Source organism: Ktedonobacter robiniae, assembly GCF_016587375.1.
GTDB lineage: Bacteria > Chloroflexota > Ktedonobacteria > Ktedonobacterales > Ktedonobacteraceae > Ktedonobacter > Ktedonobacter robiniae.
This window is the reverse complement of sequence record NZ_BNJG01000001.1, coordinates 986055-1011637: the sequence shown is the minus strand read 5'-3', so window position 1 is coordinate 1011637 and position 25583 is coordinate 986055. Positions and strand designations below refer to the sequence as shown.

The 25583-nt window shown below is 55.9% G+C and carries 24 protein-coding genes; 16 read left to right on the top strand and 8 right to left on the bottom strand.

From position 1 onward, the window contains the following. The first annotated feature begins 13 nt into the window (after nt 1-13). The 3 genes from JMJ04_RS04180 to JMJ04_RS04170 all read left to right on the top strand — a co-directional run bounded on the left by JMJ04_RS04180 (nt 14) and on the right by JMJ04_RS04170 (nt 1529). Nucleotides 14-433 carry a hypothetical protein gene (locus JMJ04_RS04180; RefSeq protein ID WP_201369295.1) on the top strand — a complete coding sequence of 140 codons (420 nt, stop codon included), beginning with the start codon at nt 14-16 and terminating at the stop codon, nt 431-433. 145 nt (nt 434-578) lie between these two features. After that, nucleotides 579-944 (top strand): DUF6173 family protein, encoded by a 366-nt coding sequence (locus JMJ04_RS04175; RefSeq protein WP_201369294.1) that lies wholly within the window; start codon nt 579-581, stop codon nt 942-944. Nucleotides 945-1004: 60 nt separating this feature from the next. Then, nucleotides 1005-1529 carry an HNH endonuclease gene (locus JMJ04_RS04170; RefSeq protein WP_201369293.1) on the top strand — a complete coding sequence of 175 codons (525 nt, stop codon included), beginning with the start codon at nt 1005-1007 and terminating at the stop codon, nt 1527-1529. 112 nt (nt 1530-1641) lie between these two features. Here the strand turns inward: JMJ04_RS04170 and JMJ04_RS04165 are convergent, their stop codons facing one another. The 3 genes from JMJ04_RS04165 to JMJ04_RS04155 all read right to left on the bottom strand — a co-directional run bounded on the left by JMJ04_RS04165 (nt 1642) and on the right by JMJ04_RS04155 (nt 2812). Further along, nucleotides 1642-2133, bottom strand: a complete 492-nt coding sequence (locus JMJ04_RS04165; RefSeq protein ID WP_201369292.1) for a hypothetical protein — start codon at nt 2131-2133, stop codon at nt 1642-1644. Nucleotides 2134-2281: 148 nt separating this feature from the next. Further along, nucleotides 2282-2464: a helix-turn-helix domain-containing protein gene (locus JMJ04_RS47935; protein ID WP_201369291.1), complete on the bottom strand. Its 183-nt coding sequence runs from the start codon at nt 2462-2464 to the stop codon at nt 2282-2284. Nucleotides 2465-2641: 177 nt separating this feature from the next. Further along, on the bottom strand, nt 2642-2812 hold the full coding sequence (locus tag JMJ04_RS04155; protein WP_201369290.1) for a hypothetical protein: 171 nt from the start codon (nt 2810-2812) through the stop codon (nt 2642-2644). A gap of 101 nt (nt 2813-2913) precedes the next feature. On the opposite strand from JMJ04_RS04155, the gene JMJ04_RS04150 reads away from it, so the two are divergent. From JMJ04_RS04150 to JMJ04_RS04135, 4 genes are all read left to right on the top strand, one after another. Beyond that, nucleotides 2914-3537, top strand: coding sequence for a hypothetical protein (locus JMJ04_RS04150; protein ID WP_201369289.1), 624 nt, complete (start codon nt 2914-2916; stop codon nt 3535-3537). After that, a complete protein-coding gene (locus JMJ04_RS04145) occupies nt 3534-3737 on the top strand; it encodes a hypothetical protein (RefSeq protein ID WP_201369288.1) in 204 nt (67 codons plus the stop codon). The genes JMJ04_RS04150 and JMJ04_RS04145 overlap by 4 nt, the downstream gene beginning before the upstream one ends. Nucleotides 3738-3812: 75 nt before the next feature. Then, nucleotides 3813-5363 (top strand): recombinase family protein, encoded by a 1551-nt coding sequence (locus JMJ04_RS04140; RefSeq protein ID WP_201369287.1) that lies wholly within the window; start codon nt 3813-3815, stop codon nt 5361-5363. A gap of 299 nt (nt 5364-5662) precedes the next feature. Continuing rightward, on the top strand, nt 5663-7105 hold the full coding sequence (locus tag JMJ04_RS04135) for a putrescine aminotransferase (RefSeq protein WP_201369286.1): 1443 nt from the start codon (nt 5663-5665) through the stop codon (nt 7103-7105). 72 nt (nt 7106-7177) lie between these two features. On the opposite strand, the gene JMJ04_RS04130 is transcribed toward JMJ04_RS04135, so the two are convergent. Together JMJ04_RS04130 and JMJ04_RS04125 are read right to left on the bottom strand one after the other, a co-directional pair. Beyond that, nucleotides 7178-8131, bottom strand: a complete 954-nt coding sequence (locus JMJ04_RS04130; RefSeq protein WP_201369285.1) for a uroporphyrinogen decarboxylase family protein — start codon at nt 8129-8131, stop codon at nt 7178-7180. Between the two features lie 17 nt (nt 8132-8148). Continuing rightward, nucleotides 8149-8376, bottom strand: coding sequence for a hypothetical protein (locus tag JMJ04_RS04125; protein ID WP_201369284.1), 228 nt, complete (start codon nt 8374-8376; stop codon nt 8149-8151). A gap of 275 nt (nt 8377-8651) precedes the next feature. Here JMJ04_RS04125 and ade point away from each other — a divergent pair, with 275 nt between their 5' ends. The 6 genes from ade (at nt 8652) to JMJ04_RS04095 (ending at nt 19202) form a co-directional block, all read left to right on the top strand. Then, complete coding sequence (gene ade, locus JMJ04_RS04120) at nt 8652-10382, top strand: adenine deaminase (RefSeq protein ID WP_201369283.1); 1731 nt, start codon at nt 8652-8654, stop codon at nt 10380-10382. A 6-nt stretch (nt 10383-10388) separates the two neighbouring features. Continuing rightward, nucleotides 10389-11375, top strand: a complete 987-nt coding sequence (locus tag JMJ04_RS04115) for an FAD binding domain-containing protein (protein WP_201369282.1) — start codon at nt 10389-10391, stop codon at nt 11373-11375. Next, nucleotides 11375-14323, top strand: a complete 2949-nt coding sequence (locus JMJ04_RS04110) for a molybdopterin-dependent oxidoreductase (RefSeq protein ID WP_201369281.1) — start codon at nt 11375-11377, stop codon at nt 14321-14323. The genes JMJ04_RS04115 and JMJ04_RS04110 overlap by 1 nt, the downstream gene beginning before the upstream one ends. A 292-nt stretch (nt 14324-14615) precedes the next feature. Continuing rightward, the gene (locus JMJ04_RS04105; protein ID WP_201369280.1) at nt 14616-15956 is read left to right on the top strand and encodes an ABC transporter substrate-binding protein; all 1341 of its coding nucleotides are present in this window, start codon (nt 14616-14618) and stop codon (nt 15954-15956) included. A 121-nt stretch (nt 15957-16077) separates the two neighbouring features. Beyond that, entirely contained in the window at nt 16078-16626 is a 549-nt protein-coding gene (locus JMJ04_RS04100; RefSeq protein WP_201369279.1) for a DUF402 domain-containing protein, read from the top strand. Between the two features lie 452 nt (nt 16627-17078). Continuing rightward, the gene (locus tag JMJ04_RS04095) at nt 17079-19202 is read left to right on the top strand and encodes a protein kinase domain-containing protein (RefSeq protein ID WP_201369278.1); all 2124 of its coding nucleotides are present in this window, start codon (nt 17079-17081) and stop codon (nt 19200-19202) included. A gap of 70 nt (nt 19203-19272) precedes the next feature. Here JMJ04_RS04095 and JMJ04_RS04090 read toward each other — a convergent pair whose 3' ends face one another. From JMJ04_RS04090 to JMJ04_RS04080, 3 genes are read right to left on the bottom strand one after another with little or no spacing between them, the layout of a single operon-like run. Further along, nucleotides 19273-20073, bottom strand: coding sequence for a class I SAM-dependent methyltransferase (locus tag JMJ04_RS04090; protein WP_201369277.1), 801 nt, complete (start codon nt 20071-20073; stop codon nt 19273-19275). 17 nt (nt 20074-20090) lie between these two features. Then, entirely contained in the window at nt 20091-20756 is a 666-nt protein-coding gene (locus tag JMJ04_RS04085; RefSeq protein WP_201369276.1) for a response regulator, read from the bottom strand. A gap of 16 nt (nt 20757-20772) precedes the next feature. Then, on the bottom strand, nt 20773-22752 hold the full coding sequence (locus tag JMJ04_RS04080) for a sensor histidine kinase (protein ID WP_201369275.1): 1980 nt from the start codon (nt 22750-22752) through the stop codon (nt 20773-20775). 406 nt (nt 22753-23158) lie between these two features. Between JMJ04_RS04080 and JMJ04_RS04075 the strand changes: the two genes are divergently transcribed. The 3 genes from JMJ04_RS04075 (at nt 23159) to JMJ04_RS04065 (ending at nt 25554) form a co-directional block, all read left to right on the top strand. Continuing rightward, on the top strand, nt 23159-23578 hold the full coding sequence (locus JMJ04_RS04075; RefSeq protein WP_201369274.1) for a hypothetical protein: 420 nt from the start codon (nt 23159-23161) through the stop codon (nt 23576-23578). Nucleotides 23579-23908: 330 nt separating this feature from the next. After that, on the top strand, nt 23909-24349 hold the full coding sequence (locus JMJ04_RS04070) for a hypothetical protein (RefSeq protein WP_201369273.1): 441 nt from the start codon (nt 23909-23911) through the stop codon (nt 24347-24349). Nucleotides 24350-24534: 185 nt separating this feature from the next. Next, nucleotides 24535-25554: a tyrosine-type recombinase/integrase gene (locus JMJ04_RS04065; protein ID WP_201369272.1), complete on the top strand. Its 1020-nt coding sequence runs from the start codon at nt 24535-24537 to the stop codon at nt 25552-25554. Nucleotides 25555-25583: the final 29 nt, after the last annotated feature.

Here is a 25583-nt window from a genome sequence, read left to right as displayed (position 1 = left end):
AAGAGGTTTTCCGATGGTAGAAATTATTGTTGCCCTCATTGCCGTATTTGGCGTGGTATTCCCATATCTGTTCCAGAGGAACAGGGAATTGAATGCCAAGATTGCAGATCAGAAGCGCGAGGCATACGAAAATTTTCTGTATAACTTTACCGAGATGACGGTCGAAATTATGCACGGTAAGGAAGCCTCAGGGAAAGAGACGGATCTAAAACGAATGTCCGCCAGAGACAAGTTAGTACTATATGCTAGCGACGAGGTAATCAAGGCGTACGATACATGGGTTAGATATGGGGATGCTGAAAGTCACGACTGGAAAAAAGATAGCGAGCTAATGGATCTCATCCTCCTCGCCATCCGTAAAGATCTCCTGTTGGGCAAGACCAAACTAACCAGAGATCACATCACTAACCTAAACTCTTTTAATCGCGGGTGAGGGAAGTATATAAGCGCCAATCAAAATAACGTATTAAAACTTGCTAGTACTTTTGCACAAATGCTTGCGATGCATAAACTAAGCCTATATACTCCACGCAACCTCTATTAGCTACTCATTGATATATACAACATAGGTGATGGTTATGATACCGGACAACTTAAATAACATTTATGCAAAAGCTCTAGCACCATCCCATAAAGTGAACCCAGCTAAGTGGACGTACGAGCGACTGTCCAAATACATCAACGATTTTGAATCCTCCCTAGATAACGACCATGAGATCGGCGCTCGGCTTGTATCCTTCGGCCAAGCGATCACCTTCCATATCGAGGATATAGGTTACTACGGCCCAGATATCATCAGTTTCGACGGAAGAAATGAGGCAGGAGAAAAAGTGCAGCTGATTCAACATATCTCTCAGTTGAGTGTACTCCTGGTAGCCGTACAGAAGCAGCAAGAGCAACCACGGCGCATCGGGTTCAGATTGAAAGCGTCGTCAAGCGACTAAGCAAATCCAATGTAAATTGGCGACTGTCCCTTAGCTGATGAAAGGACGCTTGGTCTCTATATGGCAAGACAGCCTATCTCTGATTCGCTCAAGCGACAAGTTCTCACGGAAGCAGGTTATAGATGTGCCGTGCCGACTTGTAGGGGTATACTTGCGCTTGATCTTCACCATATCGTTGAGGTGCAAGAAGATGGCAAAAATACTTTAAGTAACCTTATAGCCCTCTGCCCAACCTGCCATGCTTTGTATACGCGCGGAACAATCAGCAAAGATGCCATTTACGCCTACAAGGCAACATTAGTATCTTTATCTGCCGCATTCGACAGGGAAGCTGTAGACAATTTATTGTTTCTTGGCATTTCATCACCCAGGAGAAACCTCATTGTTTCGGGCGATGGTGTTCTCAAATTTAGCAGCCTCATTGCAGCCGGCTATGCTGACTATCAACAACTGGCGAATAATGCAAGTCTCATTGTTACCTACACTTTAGGCCTCACGCCGAAAGGAGCTGTACTACTGAACGCCTGGCGATCAGGAGATCGCAGTAGTCTTGCAAATATCATTGGAAGTGAAGCTAGTGAGTAATTGCAATATGTACCGACAAATAATCCGCATACTTTTTACCAGTTCACACGCAAAATGATGCCAGCACCCCAGATAGGATACTGGCACCAAACATTCTACGACGATGTCTTTCCTACGCGGCGCTAAAGTCCAAATTGCCCGGCCGGTCCGCTGCTTTACTGTTGGCGGTCACTAGCACCGTATCATCGACCTCCTCAAACCGCACCTCGCTGAGCCATACCTGACCACTCCCACGCAGGAGGATGCCAAAGGCAATTCTCGTAGCATTCACTGGCACATCCAGCACGACTTCATACGTCTGCCAGTCGGTTGTGCCGGACAGTGGCCGGTCCCGCATGTTATCAAAGGCCAACGGCTCATCGCGTGTCGGATCAACCCGCATCCACAGTCCGGCCCAGGAGTGCACATCAATGGTTTTCACCGTGCCCGTCAGCCGCATCCGTTTGCCGTGGTACACATCCGCTTTGAAGCCCTGCATCAGCGTGCCGAAGCCGCCCGGCTGGCTGGCGGTGCTTGCGAGACGGCCGCACTGTTTGCCGTCAACCAATTCGGTACTGATCGCATAGTCCTGCGGATGGCTGCCAGCAAGAAACCAAGGTTTCATAGATGTTTCCTTTCTGTATTACCACACAAGAGATGAAGTAGTTAGTTCTACAAGTAATAACGGTGGACATCTTCATTTTTAACAGCGAGGGCGGACACGATTAAGGGGAATGGCAGAGTACCATCCCCCTCTTTTTATGCTCAAAATATTATTCCTTCGGCCGCTGCCGTTTCATCCAGGCGTCAAGGTCACTCCGTAAAATACGCCAGGCTTTCCCCGGCTTGCTGGCCGGCAATGGGTCACGCTTGCGGCGTATGTACCCCATCACCGTTTCCTCGGTCACTTGCAATATTTCACCGACCTGCCTAGTCGTCAGATACGGGTCATCCATTGGTGCAGAACTCCCTCGCTTTTAGGCAGTATTGTATCGCAAACAATACATACTAGTCCATACCCTGGACAAACCGGAGAATACCGTATTATACTAAAGAAAGACTGTACAATGTACAGCAAAAAGGAACATTCCGACGATTCCACCCGGCCGAATGTTCCTTTTCTTGAAGACCCGTTAAGGCTCCATAGGTAATAACGCGCCGGGAGCCTGTTCTGGTAACAGAAAGGAGCAGCCACTATGCTGCAACCCTACGGCGACAACTTTGTGCCGGTTATCCCAGTTCTGGACGAACCGCAGCACACAGCGACGCAGCAATTCTGCGCCGACCCAACGTGCGGGTGCCATGAAGAACCCGCCCTGATCGACCCCGTAAACCAGCAATATGTAGATGGATTGCTTACGGCCGAGGAAGCCAGCCGCATTATCCAGGGAAGGCAGGTGTAGCCATGACCTACCGACCGGTTCGCGAATTGCCTGGTCCACCGCCACGGCCGCACAAGAAAAAGCCGAAGCTGACGAGCGCCCAGTTCGCCACGAATGGCTACGTCCTCGTAGAAGACGCACCGAGCTACGACCCCCGGCAGGTGCAGTTTATGAAGAAGAAAGACTTGCAGCGGCACGAGCCGCCGCGTACCGAGGACGCACCCGAGCCAGCGCCCCGGAAAGGCGGCGTACTGTTACCTATCGGCGGCGGTTTGTTCATCGGCTTATTGTTGCTCATGTTCACCATCAATGTGCTGTTACCGTTCTGGAATGGCCTCCAAACCCAGTGGCACTTTGGAGATAGCCACATCGCGCAGTATGACCAGTCAGGGCATTACTTTGTCGGTGAAGTCTACCGGGGCTTTGTGACCGTGTACGACATCCCCGAAGGACACCCCGAGAAAGCCCAAACCTTTATGCTGCAATCCGCGACAGATAACGCCGTGGTGGTGTTTGAGACGCGGGATGTCAACAGCGATGGTATACCCGATGTGACCGTTGGCACCGAGGGCAGCCCCATCGGTGTCACCCTGTACGGCACGAAAGACGATCGTTTCAGCAAGCAACCACCGGAGGTGACGAAGTGACCACCTTGCAACTACCGTTCAATCTGGAGCACCCTGAGGTACGCGCCGGTTTTCAGGCCGGACAGCAGGCTATCTACCGCGACACCCGGCCAATCACGGATATTGAGTTAGTGACCTTTATCCGCGACTTTATGGCCGACGAGTCACAACGCCTGGCGTATAACGTCGGCTTTTTGTTCGGACTCTACATCCAAAACTAGGCACCGACCAACGTTTTTCCGTAGGGGCGGCTTGGATTATGGCCGCCCCAGTTCGCCAGAAAGGGATTTACCGCTATGCCGCAGATCGTTGACATCTACTGCCGCGTCAGTACCGATCCCCAGGAAGACAATACCAGCCTGGATGAACAGGAAGCCGTAGGGCGTGCCTACTGCCAGGAACACGGCCTGGTCGTCGGGCTGGTACACCGCGAAGTCTGGAGCGGTTACCAGTACCGCGAGCGCGAAAAGCTGGCGCTCACCCGCGAACGCTACCGCGAGGGCCACATACAGGGTGTCGTTATCCGTACCCTTGACCGCCTCAGCCGCTCACAAGTCCATAACGCCATCCTGATGGAAGAAATGGAACACCACAAGATCACGCTGCATTGCGTCAAGGAGAAGATCGACGACACCCCGATGGGCAAGTTTACCCGCATGATTCTCTCCTTTGTGGCCGAGATGGAACGCGAAAAGATCATGGATAGGACCATGAGCGGGCGCATCAGCATGGCCAAACAGGGCATCTTTAAGGAGGGGCCGAAACCGCTCTATGGCTACAAATGGCACGACCCGCAAACCAAGGATTACCGCGTTATAGATGAGGCGGAGGCGGTGGTTTGCCGCTGGATACATGAGGAATTTGACCAGGGCAAAGGGCCACGGGCGCTGCTGCGGGACTTACTGGTAAGCCATCCTGAACGCAAATGGACGCGTGCCGCAATCCACCAGATACTATCTGACCCGCGCCGTACCGGCAAGGCCGCCCAAGCCTTTACCCGCCACGTGCCGGGCGCCAAAAAGCCCTTTGAGGCGGTCGAGCTGCCAGAAGGCACCTACCCCATGATTATCGAGCCAGAGCTGTTTGAGCGCAACCAGGAGCGGCTACGCACCAACCGGGCGGAATCGAGCCGCCAGTGCAAAGAACCGGAACGCTTCTTACTGCGCGCCGGTTTCGTGAAGTGCGAGCTATGCAAGTGCACCATGCATGTTAATTCCTCAAGAAGCCGCTGGCCGAACTACTTTTGCAGTGAGGGAAAACACATTAATACCATTAATGCCGAGAAAATCGACGCGCTAGTATGGGACTACATGGTAGGCCTGGCCGATGACGTGGCCCTGATCGAGCAGGCCATCCAGCTGGCGACCAACAATGCCGCCTCCTTACGGGAAATTGCGGCTATCGAGCATAGCATCACCAACTCACAAGCCAAAATCGCCCAGTACACCGCAGATATTGCCAACCCGGCTTTGAAAGGGGTAGCGCGAGATGTTATACTAGGATTACTTAGTGACGAATACACACATCTCAAGGCAAAGCAAGAAGAAAAGATGCTGGTTGAATCCGGCATGATTGGCACCGAGCGGTTAGCTGCCCAGGCTGAAAAAATCCTCGCCTGGTGCAAGACAGTCAAGACTGCCCGCGGCAATCTGTCGTACCAGGAAAAACGCGACTTCTTGCGTATCTTAGGTATAAAGGTCTTCGTCGATAAGGCTGACGTCCGCCGGGACGGCTTAGCTTGGCGCATCGAAGCGAATCTTCCCGAAATCCAGGAGCTGATTATGAGCAGTACCTACAGAAAAGGGCAGGCAGCTAGTGTCACGCACCTCTCCACCTGTTACCCCTGAGCTCTTCATGCCTTTTCCCCATACATAATCTCTCGGAATCCTGAGTACACAGAGCTATTTATAGCCGTGATGCAGGTTCCCGCAGCAGAAACTATTCTCCTACTCTATTCGATAATTAAGCGAGTGTAGCTAAGCACATGTGTGCGTGTGCTACCTGGCTTGCTTGCTTGATTATATATCCATTGCCCATTTCCATAAGCAACCCTTAAGGAAACAGTCTCTGTTTCGCTGTTGTGTTTCTGGTGCGCGGCCCGGGATGGAATTGGTTGCGTTTGCTCGCGCTCCCCGAAAGGATTTTTATGAGTGATGGTAGTTTACTTAAGGCTTTAAATGTTTCACGTCGCTATCTCGATGTGGTACAAAAACCTCAACTTGAGCGCAAAGAGGCCCGGTGGTTGATCGAGACCACGGTCGAGAACTTTGCGAAGTATTACAATAGCGGTTTTATTGAATACCGCAAATCGGTCGCGGAGGCCGAAGATGTGGCCGCGGTGGAGTGGAATGGGCGGGGCGCCACCTTTAAAGATGTGTTGGGGCGCGAGTTTATTGATTGCCTGGGTGGCTTTGGCATTTTCAACCTGGGCTGGTCGCATCCAAAAGTTATTGCCGCGGTCCAGGCGCAACTGGGCAAGAGTGCCCTGCCCACGCAGGAATTGCTTGATCCGCTGCGTGGCATGCTGGCGCACCTGCTGGCAGAGGTTACGCCGGGCGATATCCAGTATAGCTTCTTTGTCGGGAGTGGAACCGAGGCCGTTGAGGGCGCGATGAAGCTTGCCAAACTGTATACGGGCAAGAGTGGCTTTATCGCCGCGGTCCATGGCTTCCATGGTAAGACGGCCGGCTCGCTTGCGCTGACAGGGAAAGCGGTCTTCAGACGACCCGCGCTCCCGCTCCACCCCAATGTCTATCATGTCCCCTATGGCGATGCCCAGGCCGTCGAGCAGCAGCTCCGCATCGCGCGGGAAGTGGGCAACGATATCGCCGCCGTTGTGATGGAACCCATTCAGGGCGAGGCGGGTGCGATTGTGCCCCCCGATGACTTCTGGCCGAGCCTGCGCCGCATCTGTGACGAATATGAAGTGCTTTTGATTGCGGATGAAGTGCAGACCGGCATGGGACGGACAGGCAAGTTCTGGGGTGTTGAGCACTGGAATGTCGCGCCAGATATTATTACTTCCGCCAAGGCGCTCGGTGGTGGGGTGATGCCCATTGGGACCTTTATGGCGACGCCAAAGATCTGGCAGGTCTTCAACGAAAATCCTTTCATCCATACTTCAACCACAGGTGGCAACCCCCTGGCATGTGCCGCCGCGCTTGCTGCGATCAATGTGACCCTTGAGGAGGGCATCGTTGAGCAGGCCGCGGAGAAGGGGGCCTACTTCAAGCGCCAGTTGGAGGGCCTCGCCGAGCGTTACAGCGATATCTATCGCGGGATCAGCGGTAAGGGTCTCTTGCTCGGCCAGCATTTTGTCAATGATGAGACCGGCTATGCCGTGGCGTCGGGTCTCTTCAAGCGCGGCGTGCTCATTTCGGGGACGCTCAATAACTCACGCGTGATTCGCGTCGAACCTCCACTGATTATCAGCTATCGCGAGATCGACACGATTCTTGATCGTCTGGAAGATACGCTGCGCTCGCTACGTAGTCGTGTGGTGACGCCTCTCCCCGCTGCTGATAGCGAGCCTATGCCCTTCTCTGCTATGTCTCTCTACCCCTCCAATCCCTGGGCCGCTTTCGCCTAGAAATAGGATGGTAGGATGTGTGCATGGGCAACGGACAAAGCCCGTTGCCCATGCACACATCCTACCGTTCCATTAACGGGGATTGTCGATGAGTTTGCGTGCTGTATGTAGCCACTGCTCGGGAGTGTCATCAGGGATGGAGCAGCCGTTGGCGAGGATCAATTTGTGTCCTTTGGTCTGGATGATGGCGGAGAGCATTTCGTTCTCAATCTCGGTCTCGCTACCATGTGTCAGGGGGCCGCGCTCAAAGAGTCCACCCATCAGACACTTCTCGGTCAGGGTTCGCGCCTCCTCCAGGTTGGGACCCGTCAGGCGATCACTCCAACTCAGAACCTGCGCGGGATAGCGGTCAAAGAACTCAAAGTAGATCTGGTCCGTACCCTGGTTTGGATCAGCGTGGATATGGATGGTATTGAGCCAGCCGCCATTGGCGCCGTGCAAGGCCTGTATGTCATAGGGATAGCCAACTGCCGCATACTCATCCAGGGTCAGATCGGCCGTGGTCGCGCCCATACATGAGAAGAAGATGCCACTGGCACCCGCCTCAAGCGCCGCCTCCATCAGTTTATGCAGGTTGGCCGCTATTGTCCCCAGGCCCTCGCCAAGCAGGTCAGGCTGGTTTTTAGCTGCTGCCAGTGCCTGCTCTTTACCCAGGAAGCGTATGGCATAGGTCAGTGGGCTAAAGAGGGTGAGCAGGATGGGATAGTCATCACCCAGCATCCCGCGCAGAGTACGCACACAGGTGACCTGTTCACGAAAGCTCGGCATATCCAGGTCCAGGCGAGGCAAGAAGCGCATCTGCTCGACCGTTATCTGTCCCGTGTCTGGTGCTGGATAGGGGAGATCGGGCATGATCTTCGCGATATCTAGCTTAAAGGTGTCGACAAAAAAGTGCTTGGTCAATTCGGCCAGGCGTGTGCCAGATCCCTCAGGCCGAAAGTGGTGCCAGAAGCAAAGTGGCACACGATCCACCTCTTCGCCTGCCACCGCGGCGCGAACACGTTCTCCAGGGGTCATGCTGCTCATGGCGTCTCCCTTCCTATTCATAGGTTGTTGTCTGACATCTCTTCGGCGGTGCCAGGCTCCATTGCGCGTGGTGTAACGGCGATTGGTCCCAGTCCCTGCTCGTAGCGGGTGCGGTCATAGTCTGAGCGCTTGCGCGCACGCGATAAGAGTTGTTCATCGAGCCAGTTGGCGATCAGCACACCAACCGTGGCCCCGCCTATAAGGGCGGCGATCTTGGCCAGTGAGGACGATGTCGAATTACTCATGATCTCTTCGATCCTTTCTGGACCTTTTACAAGATGACTAAACGCTGTGTGCACGTTGCTTTTCCAGTCTTTGATGGTGTGGTACAGTAACCGCGTACACAAGTAGCGGGCTACCACCTCGTTACTACTAATACGATGGAGCCTACCAATCCGTTGGCTTACCCATAATGGTGATGTACACTGACAAATTATATGAATGGCCTCTTCATGTGCTAAAATCTGCTACTGAGTTCTAAAAATATCGTCGTTTTGTCATTGTCGATGAGGGATGTGGTATGGAGAATTTGCGGCGCCGTATCCAGGTCGCGCGGGGAGAGCAGTCCGGGGATCTTTTGTTGCGCAATGCGCGCCTGGTGAATGTGTGCAGCGGGGAGTGCTATCTGGCCGACGTGGTTCTGGCCGATGGATATATCGCGGGTATTGCTGCCCCTGGATCAGGCTATCAAGCAAAAGAAGAGCGTGATCTGGAGGGGCGCTGGCTCGCGCCTGGCCTGATCGATGGACATATGCATATCGAGAGTACGATGCTCCAACTCTCCGAGTTCGCGCGCCTGGTTGTTCCACGTGGTGTGACGGCGGTGATGCTCGATCCACACGAGTTCGCCAATGTCCTGGGGCGCGAGGGCATCGAGTATGTGCTCGATGCCGGAAAGGATCTTCCGCTTACCAGCTATGTGCTGCTCTCTTCATGCGTCCCTGCCTCGAGCTATGAAAGCCCCTATAAGGTGATGCGTGCTGAAGACCTCCTGCCCTTGCTCTCACATGAGCGCGTTCTTGGCCTGGCGGAGATGATGAATATGCCAGGAGTGCTGACGCAGGACGAGCAGGTCCTCGCCAAGATTGAGGCGACGCATCGGCATGGGCAGGTGGTAGATGGCCACGCACCAGGACTACGTGGCAAGGATTTGAGCGCCTATGCCGCCGCTGGCGTACACTCCGACCACGAATGCACGACACTGGAGGAGGCCCGCGAGCGTATCCGCCTCGGCATGTGGTTGATGATTCGTGAAGGCTCGGCGGCGCGCAATCTCGAAGCGCTGTTGCCCCTGGTACATGAATTGCACCCGCCACGCGTCTTCTTTGTAACCGATGATCGCGATCCGCAGGATCTGGTCGCGCGCGGACATATCGATTCCATGGTGCGGCGCGCCATCGAATTGGGTCTGGAGCCTGTGGAGGCCATTCGCCTGGCATCCTATAATACGGCGCAATATTTCCGCCTGTATGATCGCGGGGCGCTGGCCCCCGGCTTCGTCGCCGATATGGTGGTGCTCGATGATCTGAAGACCTTTAACGTCGGGTCGGTCTATAAAGATGGTAAAATGGTGGCATGCGCGGGTAAGCTTACGGTTCCCGCTGGTGGCGCACAGATGCAAGAAGCTCCTAATACCATCCATATTGGTAATCTCACGCTTGACAACTTCAAGCTTCCGGGCCAGCCCGGGAAGGTCGAAGTCATTGGCATTGAGCCTGACCAGATCACGACACTGCACCTACAAGAGGAGGCGCCGTGCCTGGATGGTGAGCTTATCGCCGATCCAGCGCGGGATCTGCTCAAACTGGCGGTTGTCGAGCGGCATCATGCCAGCGGTCGCGTTGGGGTGGGGCTGGTGAAGGGCCTGGGGCTCAAGCGCGGTGCCCTGGCCTCGAGCGTGGCTCACGACGCGCATAACCTGGTGATCGCGGGTACCAATGATCAGGATATGCTACACGCCGCGCGGGCGCTGGAAGAGATGGGCGGCGGCTTTGCCTGTGTGGTAGATGGCGTGGTGCGTGCGCGGGTACCCCTGCCGCTTGGAGGGCTGGTCTCGCTGGAGCCTGTCTCTGTACTTTTGCGGCAGTTGCAGGCCCTGGATGCCACGGCGGCAGAGCTTGGCTGTACCCTGGCGCACCCTTGTATGACCTTGAGCTTTCTCTCGCTCTCGGTGATTCCGGCACTAAAACTTACAGACCAGGGACTGGTCGATGTTGAAACGTTTACATTGCTTCCTCTTCAACGAAGGTAATCGTACATGCTACTAAAGCTTGTTGAATATCATTGGGCGGAACATATTGAGGATGCCCTCCTCCTGCTGGGGCGGTTGGATGTGAAAACCGTTCCCCTGGCTGGGGGGACATATTTATTGGGTGTGAGGGATGAGCATATTCAGGCGGTTGTGGATCTACGTGATCTGCAACTCGCGTATATTGAGGATAGCTCCAATAATAATTCTAACTATCTTCGCATTGGAGCCATGACCACCTTACAAACGCTCTCAGAGGCTCCTCAACTTAAAGGCATAGGCATCGATGTGCTTTCACAGGCCGCGCATGCCTCCGCCTCGTCGCGCCTGATCCGCAATAGCGCGACTATTGGGGGCACCGTTGCGACGGGTCCAGTCTCCCAGGCCGATCTCTTGACGGCCCTGGTGGCACTAGATGCCGAGATAGTAGTACGCTCAGGCTCGCGCACACAGGTGAATCTCAGTGGAGGCTCGACGGATCGCCCCGGCCTGGCCCTCTCTGGGGTGGTCTTCAAGGGTCGGCAGGAACGTCGCATCGCCAGTAGCACGTTTGAGTTAGAGCGCCGCCCCAACGAGTTGATTACCGAGATCGCCATTCCGCGTCCACTCACCGCCTGTGGTACCTCTTTTCAGCGTGTGAGCCGTGCCCCCTCTGACGCCTCCCTTCTGAACGCTGTCGCTCTCGTCGAGATCGAGAACGGTCTCTATAAGCGTGTGCGCCTGGCCTTTGGTGGTGTGAATATGGAACCCGTACGCGTAACAGCCATCGAGCAGCAATTGGAGGGTCAGCCCGCGGCCCAGCCGGTTAGCTCTAACACGCTCCAGGCCATTGTGCGCAATGGCATTCCCCTCTTCCGACCTCCAACGGATGTGCGCGTAAGTGGAAGTTATCGACGCGTCAGCGGCGCAAACCTGGCGTTTCATGCATTAGAAGAGGCGATCAATAGCGCGCACTGGCGTAGTAGCGTCGCCTCAGGCACAGGGAGAGATGTCTAATGGAACTAGAGCTACAGATTAATGGCGTCATCACCAGTTTGCAGGTGGAGGCGAATGAGACGCTGCTCTCCCTCCTGCGGCGCGAAGGGTACTATGGAACCCGGCAGGGCTGCGAGACGGGCGATTGTGGCGCCTGCACGGTAGTTGTCGATGGCGTGGCGCGTCCAGCCTGTGTGATGCTGGCGGCCCAGGCTGGCGGCTGTTCCTTGACCACGGTCGAGGGATTGCCCAGTGCGCAGGGCTTGAGTACCCTGCAGCGCTCCTTCGTCGAGGTCGGAACAGCTCCCTGTGGCTTCTGTTCTTCGGGTATGCTGCTTTCAGCCTATGCCTTACTTCAGCGCAACAACCATCCCAGTGACGAAGAGGTGCGCGAGGCTCTCTCGGGCAACCTCTGCCGCTGTGGCGGATATGAGAAGCCTGTGCAGGCTGTATTGCGTGCCGCTGCCTTGCTACGTGGCGAAGAGGTTGAGGAAGTAACCCCCAACGTCGTGCGCCAGAGCGAGCAGAATCCCCTGGCCGCCCTGGGCATGGATCGCCAGCTTACCGCAAATGGCGCGACCGATCGCTTGCCCGTGATTACCAGTGGGATGAGTGCCAACGCCGATACCGAGTATGCCATTGTTGGCAAGCCTCTGCCGATGAGCAACGCCGCGCAGCTTGTGAGCGGTACGCCTACCTTTGTGACCGATATCGAGCGGCGTGGTATGCTGCACGCGCGCCTGCTGACTAGTCCCCACGCTCATGCCGTCATTCGTGATATCGATGTCGCGGAGGCCAGGGCCGTCTCCGGCGTACATGCCGTATTGACGTATAAAGATGTGCCGCGCTCTCCCTATTCCAGCGTCGAGCGTGGTTTGCTGGAGAGTGGTCCATATGACCAGTTCTTACTCGATTATGTCCTGCGCTACGCTGGGGATCGCGTGGCGCTCGTCGTCGCGGAGTCACCCGAGATAGCTGAAGAGGCTCTGGGGCTAATTCAGGTTGAGTATGAAGTCAAGCCCGCGCTGCTTGATCCTCGCCAGGCGCTGGAACAGAATGCACCGCGTGTGCATCCTGAGTCGGAGGCGCGAGGCATTTTTGATGCCGCCCATAATATTGCGACACGTGTGCGCAACGAGGTCGGCGATGTCGATAAGGGCTTCGAAGAGGCCGATGTGATCGTCGAGGGTGAGTATATAGTGCCAATGGCACAGCCCGCCCCGCTTGAGACCCATCGCGTGGTAACCTATCTCGACGCGGATGGGGTGCTGGTTGTCAGGACCAATACACAGAGTCCGCATCATGTGCGACGCACCCTGGCGCGCCTGCTTAATCTACCCCTGCGTAAGGTGCGTGTCATTCGTCCCGAGGTCGGCGGCGGCTTTGGTAGCAAGCAGGCTGTGGTCTTGGAAGACCTCTGTGCACTGGCGACCCAGGTGACGGGGCGACCCGTGACCCTGGCCTTCTCCCGTAGCGAGGAGTTTACCAGCAGTCCCGTCTGGCCAAACTATATCATTCGTCTGAAAACTGGCGTCAAACAAGATGGCAAACTGGTCGCCAACCAGATGGCGCTCTTGACCAGCACTGGCGCCTACGCCACGCATCCTCTTACAGCGCCCGAGGGCGTGGTTTCGCAGGCCCTCTCGCTCTATCCCTGCGCGAATATGCGCTATGTCGCCGAGGTACTCTATACCAACACACCGCCTTCCAGCGCCTTGAGAGGCTATAGCTCCGCGCAGGAGGCCTTCGCCCTTGAGAGCCACCTGGATGAGATCGCGCGTCGCCTGCGCCTGGATGCGCTTGAATTGCGTCGCCGTAACTGGCTGCGCACAGGTGATGAGCTTGTCCTGGCCAAGGCTGCTACCGCGGGCCAGGATGTCGGCTCCTTGCTCGTGGAGAGCAGCGGGCTGGCCGAATGTCTGCGCCTGGTCGAGGAGAAGCTGGGCTGGCATATCAAGCGCGGAGTGGTCAACAATGGACGCCTGCGCCGTGGTGTGGGCGTAGCTCTGACGGTGCAGGGCAGCCCCCTGCCTCCAGCCTCCACCAGTGGCGCGACCATGAAGCTCAACGAGGACGGGTCCTTTGATATCTTCGTCGGCGCTGGTAGCTGCGAGGATAACGAGCGCACCCTCCTGGCCCAGATCGCCGCTGAGACCCTGGGCGTGGCTCTGGAGAGCATAGTCATCTATATTGAAGATACAGCTGTGACGCCCACGGCCATAGGTGAGGGGGTTACTTCGACGCTCTACCTTGGCGGTGGCGCGGTGCGCAAGGCCTCTGAACAAATGCGCCGCCAGATCCTGGCCATTGCAGGCCGCATGCTCAATGCCTTGCCTGAGGCCTTGAAGATGAGTGATGGCCTGATCTCTGGCGCGGGTGAGCAGGACTTCACCGTTGCCCAGGTCGCGGCCTATGCGCTCTATGTCGAGAATCGCCAGTTGATGACCAGTGCCTCCTGGCGCCTGGCGCAGGTGCCTCTGACCTTCGCCGTGGTTGGCGCGGAGGTAGAGGTTGATACCGAGACTGGCGATGTGCGTGTGGAGCAGATTCTCGCTGCCGTGGATGCCGGGCGCGTCATCAATCCCCTGCTCACCGAGACACGTATTCAGGGCTCGCTTGCCCAGGGCCTGGGCAGCGCCTTAAGCGAAGAATTGCTCTATGACGCGAAGGGGCAGCCGCTCACAAAGCACCTGGGCGACTACCACCTGTATAACGCGGCCGACATGCCGCGCACTCAGGTCTACCTGGTTGAGACGACCGAGCCTGCCGGGCCTTTTGGGGCCAAAGCCGTCTCCGAGGTCGCCATGGGCGCGGTCGCCCCGGCCATCGCCAACGCCGTGGCCTCCGCTACCGGAATCCGCCTGCCATCGCTCCCCCTGACCCCTGAGCGCATCTTGCGCGCATGGCACGCGCAACTCCAGGCCCAGGCGCAAGCCCAGTCCCCCGTCCAGGAACCCATTCGCTCCTAAAAAATTGAAGAATCAATAAAGAAGTAAGGGATGTGAAAATGCCTGCGCATTTTCACATCCCTTACTTCTTTATTGATTAAAATAAATGCGCTGTTTTATTCTCCATGCTAAAACAAAGTGGGTGTATGGCCCAGGTTGGTGTAAGGGAAAGAGGGTATCAAATGGTTCCCATATGTAAATAGGTTTGTCATACGTCTACCCTGCTGTCGTATAAGCAGTTTCATGAAAGGTTCACCGCCGATGGCACAAAAGGGTAAGACATAGCTCGCTAGTTTTAGCAAGGGGGAAGAACATGACTTATCGTTGGTCGCGTGCCCCTATAGTGGCATGCTTCTGCCTTGTACTTTTATTTATGCCATTGAGTGGATGTGGCTTCAATGAGAGTGCCAGGCGTGTGCAGACGGGGCTTCTTGGTATCTTGGATCCGGGCGCGACATACACGGTCGAATTTTGGGAAGCTTTCCCCAGCGGAGCTGACAAAGACGCCGTTGAGCAGCTCGCTCAGCAATATATGGATCAGCATCCTAATGTCACCATCAATCTCCAGGCCTTTGACTCCTATGACACCTTGAAGACCAGGCTCCTGGCGGCCATCGCGGCCCATAAGACTCCCACTATGGCCCAGGTTTATGAGAGCTGGGCCGCGCAATACCAGCAGGTCAACGCGCTCGCTTCACTCCAGCCCTATATCTCCGGCAAGAACGGCTTAAGCCAGGCCGATATCGCTGATTTCTACCCCACGCTCTGGCGTGATGGCCAGCTCGCCGGCACCCAGTATATGCTGCCCTTCAACAAGAGCGTTGAGGTGCTCTACTATAACGCTGATCTCTTGAAGGCGGCAGGCATCAAACCGCCGGATACCATGAGTGAACTGGAGGCTGCTATTAAGAAGGTCTCTAAGGGCGACGGCTCGTGCTGGGGCCTCTCCTTTACGCCCCAGGTCGACGAGTGGGCAACTTTCTATAAAGCCTTTGGAGGCGGTGACTTTATTAGCGCGGACAAAAAGATGACTACCTTTAGCGAGGGTGCGAATGCGAAATCCGCTCTACAAGCTATGGATGACCTGTCTCCCCTGGCTGACTCTGGCGCGATCCATATCACCCGTGGGGATGCCTGGCAGCGCGACTTTACCTCGGGCAAGGCGGCCTTCGCCATCGGCTCTGTCTCGCATTACCCCTACCTGCTCAAGAGCATACATAATAAGCTGCATATAGGCCAGGTTCCGTTGCCCTCCGGCCCAGGTGGACGCTATACCTCGCTCTACGGTACAAACCTTGCCCTCTTCTCCAACAGCGACAACGCGGCCCGGAATGCGGCCTGGGACTTTATGAAGTTTCTCGTCAGCCCCGAAGCAAATGCGACTTTCGTCCAGGCCACAGGCTATATTCCCGTGCGCAAGTCCGCCTATGAGGGCGCACCCCTCAAGGCCTTCTACACACGTTATCCCGAGCGCAAAGCCGGCCCCGAATCCATCGCCTACGGCTTCGTGCCTAGCATTCTCCCCGCCTGGGACCAATGCCGCTCAACCATCACCACTAGCTATACCAGCGCGCTCACCGGCCAGCTCTCCTCAGACTCCGCCCTCCAAAAGATGGCCAACACCTGCAACTACATCCTCGCCCTCGATTATTAACTTCTTTCTGTGCGGCGCAGGCACGAAGAGTTATGCTATACTTGGCTAAAATTGCTAGAAAGAAAATGCTAGAAAATAAATGCAATACATTCGCAAAAACTATGAGTAGAGGGTCCCTATAATGAAAACGTGGCAGGTAGATCACCCGGACGGACCAGATCTACAAAAGAAACGCTTTGCCATGACGCGCATCGACTCGCGCGAGTTCTCAGGCTATGTAAGCCTGCTCTTACTGGAGCACGTGCGCGAGCCGCTCATGGTAACGTTGCCAGGGACGGAAGTGTGCATAGCCGACGATGGCTTCCTTTGGTTGCAACACTTCCCGGCTGGCGCTCGTTATGTCGTCACCTCTATCTTTAATGCGCAGCGCGAACTGGTGCGCTGGCGCGTAGATATTGTGGCGCGTCACTATCTTAATGAACAGGGCATGCTCACTTGCGAGGGCCTCTATCTTACTATCGACGTCTCGCCTCTGGGGGAGATTCACCTGCTGGGGATCGTCGACCTGGACGAGGCACTACGCAAGCAAGCGGTGACCTCGGTTATGTATGAAACGGCCTGGCGTGAAGCCGACCACCTGATGCTAGCATTGGAGGAAGATGTCTTCCCCTGCTCTGGCTCGGTGAAGAGGACCTGGAGCGCTTGTTACCAATGCTATAACCAATACTAAAACTATCTTTCTTTTCTTTCTCTTTTACTCTTCCTATCGAAAAACCTGAGCGCAAAGCGCTAGCCACGAGAGTGGCGCTGCGCCCCCGAATGGGGGTTGGTTTTCGCATAAGGAGCTATGCAAAAAACTCCACCACGGTTTGTAAGGACGCAAGCTGATTTCGTTTCAACCTGAGGGAGACCCGAACGGCGCATCGTTGTACATGCGTTAGTTCGGGTCTCTTTTTTTTGGCACAATTGTGTAGGTTGTGAGCTTGCTAACAGCACAGTTAATCTCTGCGTGGTATGCTGCTAATTGCCCTGGACGCCTGCCCTGCGCCCTTTATTTTTCATGCATAGGCAAAACAGGCAAGCGAGCGTGCAATAGTCGACGCGTACGGTATAATAGTGCGTAAGTCTCGTTCGTTTGAGAGAGAACTCATCACAGAAATAAATTCTTTCGGGAGAAAAGTTATGGCAGACCTGGAAGGAAGGACCCTTGACCGCTACGAATTGCGACAAATCATCGGTAAAGGTGGTATGGCGGACGTATACGAGGGATACGACACCCGCTTCCAGCGTATCGTGGCAGTCAAAGTATTTAAACGCGACGATGAAGAGATGCGCCGTCGCTTCGAGCGCGAAGCCCGGGTAATGGCACAGTTGCGCCACCCTTATCTTATTCCTATTTTTGACGCGGGTAGCAACAGCGTTGATGGTTACGAGTGCTACTATTTGGTGATGCCCTATCTTGAGGGGGGGACGCTACGCACCCGCCTGCGCCGCTCGCCGCTCAAACCAGAGGATGCCGCCCGTATCTTGCGCGATATCGGCTCCGCCCTCGATTATATCCATGCGCGTGGTATTATCCATCGCGATATCAAGTCTTCAAATGTCCTGCTGGACAACGAGGGGCGTTGTTACCTTGCTGATTTTGGCATCGCGCGTAACACCGGCGATGTGACCCAACTCACCTCGACCGGCTTCTTGATGGGTACGGTTGACTACATGGCGCCGGAACTCTTCGAGGAGGACCACAAGGCCGACGCCCGCAGCGATCTCTATGGTCTGGGTGTGCTACTCTTTGAGATGGTCACTGGCCGTGTACCCTTTGAGGCCGCGAACCAGATCGCCGTTGTTTCGATGCACATCAATAAGCAGCCGCCATCGCCACGACGCTATGCCTCAAACCTGCCCGTTGCCGCCGAGAAGGTCATTCTCAAGTCTCTGGAGAAGCGTCCGGAGCTACGCTACTCCAGCGCGACCGAGATGGCCGATGCCTTCACCAATGCGCTCCAGGAGCAGCCGCAGGCTAAATCAGAGCCGAAGGGAGCCACCCCCCACTCCGACCGCACGGTCCGGGGAGAGTTCCCCGCCGGAACCATGCATTCGGCGCGCACCGAGCGCGCTGAGGCGGCTCCCGCCGAGCCATCCATCCATTCGCTGCGTACCGAGCGCGCTGATGGTCCGCTGGTATTGCCAGCGCCGCCTGCCGGGCAGCGCGCAGCCGAACCCAACCGGGGCCAGCCTCCTTACCAGGCGGCGCATTCGCCCCAGAACTATGCCCCGCACGCTGGCACTCCCACACGTGAGCAGGCGCCCCGAACTTCTCAGCAGAACTACGGGCAACAGGGTTATGGGCAGCCTCAGTCTCGCCAGTATCCTCCAGAGCAGCAGCGCTACGGGCAGCAGGATCGCTATGACCAGTCCCAGGCGCGTTCTGCCTCCTCACCCCAACACCAGGCGCCGCGTCCACGTCCCGCCACGCCTACCCCACCACCCGAGCCACCCTCTCCCAATCGTGGCTACATTATGATTGGTGTTGCCCTTCTCATCTTGCTGATCATCGCCGTTCCCGCCTATATGCTCTTGAAGAACGGCACGCCAGGCACCAGCAACAACGGCACAAACGGCTCGAGCGCCACGGCGACTAGCACCCAGGACCCTGGCGCGACCCAGACAGCGCAGGCGCAGGCGCAGGCCACTCAGCAGGCGCAGGCGACAGCCTCGATCATCAGAACCGCGACTGCGACCAACGCCGTCTATCAGGACCCCCTGACGGACGCCGGCAGCGAGGCGGGATGGGAATCAAGCTCTAGCTGTTCCTTCATTCCTAATGAGGGCTATCACGTGACGGTGGCCAAGGGTTTTCTAGGCTCAAGCTCAAATAAGGGTTGCTCGGAGAGCCAGAAACAGTTTGGCGACCAGACCATTAGCGTAGATATGCTCATCAAGAGCGGCGATGGCGGCGGCGTCTACTTCCGTGTCGCCAAGAGCGTCATTGGAACCTACGCGGGCTATCTCTTTCAGATTGGACCCGATGGCCACTACAAAATCTCTTCTTCGGGGAACTTCTCCACTGGCTCTACTCCCTTGAAAGAGGATACCATTACCACAGGTTTCCACACGGGTCCTGGCGTCAAGAATACGCTCCAAATCATCGCTCACGGGACAACGCTCTCATTCTATGTCAACAACACCTTTGTCGCATCGCTCAGCAATGCTGACCATCCAGATCAAGGTGTCATCGCCTTTCTTGCCAACGCGCAGAAGGAAGATGCCGATGTCGTCTATAGCAACCTGAAAGTGTTTAATTGATTCAGGTGAAAAAAGGAGTACCCCCTGGCCAACCACAGGCTGGCCAGGGGTACTCCTTTTTTCACCTGAATCAGCCATGTGCTATAAAGAGACCCGCGATCTTTTGGATGCGCACGGCTCCCAGCGTGGCGATCTGCCTCTCAATGATCTCCGCCAGCGTGGCCTTCTGCTCATCCGTCAGATCCTTGCCCGCGCTGCCTGAGAGTATATAGTCGATCAACGGTTCGGCCTCGGTGACCACGAGCTGATCTTCGTTGCGAATGATCTCTACGCCGGCGAAATGCTGGCGTAACTCTTCCTCTCCCATCTCCAGGTGAAAGGTGAGCTGTCCCTGTTCGCCCCACAAATAATTGCCCGCGACCTGGTGGAAGAGTTCTCTGATTTCCTTGAGGTTGTCGCGCCCATTGGTCGCGGCATAGAAGCGCCCTGTGGGCTTGAGGACGCGCCTGATCTCAGCCAGGGCCTTCTGGCGGTCAGGCACATGATAGAGCATATGGTTGGCAATCACCATGTCCAGGCTCTGGTCTGGTAAGGGAATGGCCTGCGCGTCGATAACCTGAAAGGTGAAGGGATAAGAACTCTTCGCCAACGTCTGCTGGGCCTCATCCAGCATTCCAGCGGAGAAGTCGGAGAGTGTGATAGAAGAATCTGAGGGTAAACGATCCAGGTTCCGTTGCCAGAGATGCGCGGGACCACACCCCAACTCAAGCACTTTAGCGCCAGGGGTAAATGCCAGGTGATCGAAGACCCAGCGGTGCCAGTCATATTTATTCTGGCTAAAGCGCTGGTGAAGCTGGATGCGAACATTCAACTTCTCAGCGTTCTGATACTGATTGCCTAACAGGTATTGTTGATTGGCGATATCGCTCATAAATTATTCTCTTTCTTTTATTCATTTTTCTCCTCGTGCCGCTGGGATTGGCGTAGTGGCACAAGGTTGTGTTCGACGGCGTAGGCGGCGGCCTCGCTGCGCCGCGTCAGGCCCAGCTTTTCTAGGATATGGCTGACATGATTGCGCGCCGTCTTCTCGCTCATGGAGAGTCCTTCGGCGATCTGCTTGTTAGTATAGCCACGGGCGACGAGGGCCAGGACTTCGCGTTCGCGCTCGGTAATGGCCTCCTTAGGCGCGCTGGCCGTCGCGGTCGCGAGCGCTTGCTGCCTCTGTTTGGGATCGAGCAGCGAGGCCCCGGTGGCGACCCGGCGAATGGCCTTGAGCAGTTCGGCACGACTCACGTTTTTGAGCAGGTAGCCGCTGGCCCCGGCGAGCGCGGAGGCGAGGATGGCGCGTTCATCTGTGTAGGACGTAATCATCAAAATATTGACCTGGGGATCGCGGCTCTTAATCTCGCGGCAGGCCTCGATCCCGCTCATCTTCTCCATGCGCACATCCATCAGGATCACCTGGGGGGCGAGGACTCCGACCTTGGCGACGGCCTCAGCGCCATTGCTGGCCTCGCCCACAATGGTAATATCTGGCTCAAGCTCGAACGCAGCGCGCATGCCCAGGCGTACCACTTCATGATCATCAACCAGCATCAAACGTATCTTGCTCATCTGGAGCCTCCTCTGCTCAGTGCCTCTCCGAAAACTTGAGCTCGCTAGCGTTAGCTGCGAGAGCTGTGTTGGTTTTCGCATGAGATAATGGAATCCAGGCGCGGACCAGCAGGCCACCCGCCTGCCCGGGAAGAATATCCAGGGTCCCGCCCAGTTCAGTCGCGCGCTCGTGCATGCCTGTGAGTCCATGTCCCGAGTAGAAGCGCGTGTCGCTTCTGGCTGGCCCGGGCAACCCCTTACCGTTATCGCCTATCTCGACCAGGATGTCTTCTGGACCCTGGCGCAGCGCCACCTCTATCCGTGTGGCCTCGGCATGCTTATACGCGTTGGTCAGCGCCTCCTGGACGATGCGGAAGAAGGCTGCATACACTCGCTCGCGCTGGCGTGCATACTCATTATCGCCATCGGTGGATGTCTCCTCGCCTTCCACATACAGGCTGGTTGGTACCTCGCTAATCGTCTCAAACTCGCGCAACTGCCCCTGGATGATGTCTTGCAGGCTCAGGTGCTCCTGATTGAGCGGTTTGAGCGAGAACATATAGCTACGCGTCTCCCACAGCGCCTGTTTGGAGATAGTTACTAACTTCTGTAAACGCTCCTCAAGAGGGTTGAGTTGCTCTGCTTCCTCCTCTGATGCCTCCATCAAGCGTTGAGTATAGGCAATGCAGGTCTCGGCACTGATCTTGAGAATATAAATCAACTGGGCCACGCCATCATGGATCTCACGCGCGATGCGGTTGCGCTCCTCCTGGGCGGTCAGCAGGATGGTTTGCTCGGTCAGGCGGATATTCTCCAGGGCCGTGAGCAACTGCGTTCCAGCGATCACTAAGAAGTCTTCCTGTTTCTCATCAATGGGGCGGTGGCTCTCCACACCCAGGATTAGCTGGACTTCACCTTGTTTGGCGAAGGGGAGGTAGAGCTGATGGGGAAAGCGTGGTGGATAGAGATGGGGCACAGGCGGCTCAATTCTTGTCAGCCGCTCCCCCGTCTGGCGCACCTGTTCAAATAGCTCACCAGGAAGCGATGCCTCGCCCTCGTGCGGGAGATGTGCCGTCGAGGTATAGATCTCTAGCCGCTGTGGGCGGGGCACCTCAGTATCGGCCATATCAGTATCCAATTCGGGGGTGTGAGGCACCAGGGCGAGCGCCAGGCTCTCGAAACGCCCGCCCTGGCGGAGTTGCTCGGCGCTTTTCGTGAGCAAGTGTTGGCGTTCATAGGCCGCCTGGATGAGCACATTGCCCAGGTCGAGCTGTGCCTTCTGCTGCCGCACGTTCGCCTGCTCACTCTGCAAACTTCGCACATAGCGATCCAGCAAGGAGATAATTAAGGCCGCCACCAGCGCCGCTACAGGCGTATCAACCAGCGAACCCACGACATCGATCACATTGGGGGTATAGAGAGGATCGGCATAGGTAGGTCGGAAAAGTATACCCAACACGATAAAGAGATCGTAGCCCAGGGCCGCGCCCAGTCCTCCGCGATAGCCATAGGCCAGTGCTGCCGCGAAGGCCGTCGAGATCCCATAGCGATAGAAGGGCGAGGAGGTGCCAAAGTAGGGATGCAAGGCGAAAGGACCGCTCAGGTAGGTTACCAGTCCACAGACCAGTAAATCGATGCCGTAGAGAATAAGATTGCTATAGGGGTTGCGCAGACGAGCCAGGGCAGTTGGAATCGGCTCTTCCTCGTCGATCACACTGCGTGGAGGAGAGGCGAAGGGTAGGCGTAGACGAGGGAAAAAGTGGCGCGCGACCGGGGAGTACAGCGTCACGATCAGCGTCTGCAATAGCGTAACAAAGAGGAGCACGACGCTGATCCCATACGCAGGATATTTTGTATAGGGTTCTCGTGAGCCAACAATCAGTACCAGGGCGTAGAGCCACATACTCCAACGCCATATCAGGAAGAAGTAGCTCGGCGTCGCGCGTAGCCTCTGCCCCGCTGTATCCGCCAGAAAGCGCTTGTAGATGCGCGCAAATATCGATGTATATAACTTCATGGATTCAGCCTTTGCAGTTACAAATACCCTCTCTTACCTCTGGCTCTGCTTAGTATCGCGTCTCTCCCCTTGCTTGTCAACCTCTCGCGCCTGCGGCGCTCGCGGTAAGGTATGTTGGGGTGGCGCGGGCAGCCGCCCGTGCCCCACCATACTACTCCCTATAAGGCGAGCTTGCGAGCCGGGGGGGAATGTTTCAGGTATGATGATATGTTATGGTGAATAGAAATATGGTATTTGTTGGCAAATGGTATGGATTATGTGGTATGGTATGGGTACACGCACCCTGTTTCCGTCTAGCTGAGGCTGAAAAAGAATGTATCATCAGAAGCATCATTTTTTCTTCCCATGATTCAGGCGGAGAGCAGACAAAGCATTGTACATTTGAGAGAAGGGACGGTTTCTTATCGTGAAAAATGCCGAGCGCAAACGTGCAAATCTCATGGCTACCCTTGGCGATCTTAACCGGCCTATGCGTGTGCGCCCCGTCCGCTATATGGGACGTGAATGGTGGGCAGTTGATGCCGATGATACGTGGCCTGGCATGGTGATGGATCTCCGTCGCCTGGGCTTTGAGGCTGCTGCTCTAGAGGATAAGGTGTTGGTGCGTGAGAGTATGCCGACCATGTATGAGTCGAGCTACGAAGGCGGCCAGGACCCAACAGGCCTCAAACCTTTTCCCGCCGTTCATCCAACGATCACGATCCGCAAGGAGTCCTATTCGACTCGTGATTCCGACCTGTCATATCTCGATGAGTATGACGAGGAAGAAGAGGAAGAAGAGGATCTGCTTAACGCCGAGGATCTGGATCGCGACGAGGAAGAGTAAGGCATAGATCCTTTCAGCCATTGGCACAAGGGTTTGCCTTTCAATCGTGTGAGCGGAGCTAGCCGCTGCGAGGCGGCGTTCACGATTGTTTTTTAAGGGTTTGCCGCGCAAAACCGATAACGCCTATTAAGATAACATGCCCCGCCATTCAATGGGGAATAGCTGGTCGTGGTATCTAACATAAAGAAGAGCGCTCACATCTCTATGAGTACCCACTCATAGAGATGTGAGCGCTCTTCTTTGTCCTCTGTCAACGTCTCGCCCTACTTACGCGTGTCTACAAAGAAACGCAATTGTAGTGTCCAAAAGCAGCGTAGAGGAGGCCACATTATGGCAGAGCAGTTTGAAGAACGCCAGGACAACGATAAAAACAGCCAGCGGCAGGAGCGAGCCGAAGCACATATCGAGAAAGAGAATCAAGAAATCTTCCCCGCCCAGGGTGATCCCGCGCGCTACAGCTATCGGGGACCACACGGCGATTATCAAAATGACCAGGCCGAGAGTGATCCAGACGGCTATGGCCTGCAAGACCAGTTTGGCGACCTGGATAATCAGGATCCCTACTCCAACCTCACCGAGGGTACGGAGGACGAGCGACCAGAGAACGATGATGTGTGCGGCGATCAGGATATGTTGCACACCGCCACCGGAGAGCCACTCTACGGCCTGGAAGAGCCTCTAGCTAAGCCAGGCGAGGAGAGCCGCCAGGGTAGTGACCGGGATCGCTATGGCACCAAAGGCTCCCAGGATCAATATGGTTATCAAAAGTAGCCTGGATAAAAAAACTGGTAAAGGTGTGGTGCACGCCAGCAGCCTGTGGCCGCCAGCGTGCATCACACCATCTATTCCTCTACCTGTTTTCTGGTGCCTCTACATTCAGAAGGGCAGCAATCAGGTATGCTATAATGAAATGTAGAGTGCAGTTGACGTAAGATCTCGAAAAGTGAGGATTGATCATGCAGAAGGATCCGCAGCAGGAGATACAGAGAGATGCAGTTCTTGCGGACGCGGAGAGAGCGCACCATAATGGACAGGTAGCCACCCCTGTGGGGAACTCTACCGCCCTTCAGGAGCTGCCTGGCGCCGAGGAGACACCTTTTCCGCCGGTAAGCCAGGCCAGCCCTCTAACCGATCAGTCGAGCCTGGCCGAATGCGTTGTCCCCTACCGACAAGAATTGATGTTGCGTGGCAAATCAAATTATACGGTCACGTGCTTTCTCTCAGACCTGAAGATGTTTAGTGACTTCGTTGGACCAGAGACGCCCGTTGGGCGTCTCTCCAAAGAGAACCTGGCTGACTGGCTGGTAAAGTTGAAATATGGCTCGGGCCATACGGCGGCCCCCAAGACCATGGCACGCCGGGTTACCTTCCTAAAGAACTTTTTCTCCTGGCTGGCGAGCGCCAACGCGATTCGCGAGGACCCCGCGGCCAGCCTGACTCTGGAGCGCCCCCTTCCGCCGCTGCCCGAACTCTTATTTGCCGAAGAGGTCCATGCCCTGTTAGAGGCTGCGTCTGAAGATCCCCGTTGTCAGTGCCTGGTATACCTGGTGCTATTTGCTGGTTTGAAGAAAGAAGAGGTCATGCGCCTGCGCCTGCATCACATCGATCTCACCGATCCACGTGAACCTCTGGTCACAGTACAATTCCCGGCCTCGACTGGCAAGCAGCACCGCGAGCGGCGCCTTCCCCTGCCACCAGAGTTCGCCAATATCTTTCGGTGCTATCAGCAGCAGTATCACGTGGGCGACGAGGTCTTCAAATGCACCGACCGTAACCTGAACTACATTTTGGCGCGCGCCGTCAAGGCAGCAGAGATCAAGAAGCGCGTCACTCTCCAATTGTTGCGCGATACCTTTGCCGTGGAACAGTTACGCTCCGGCGTCGCCCCCGAAGCCTTGCGCGAGAAATTGGGCCTCTCCGATGAAGCCTGGCTCGAATCCCGCGAAAAGTATCGCCGCCTCGCTTTTCCCAAGTAAATACTACTGTCAAATGAATTGTGGAGTCC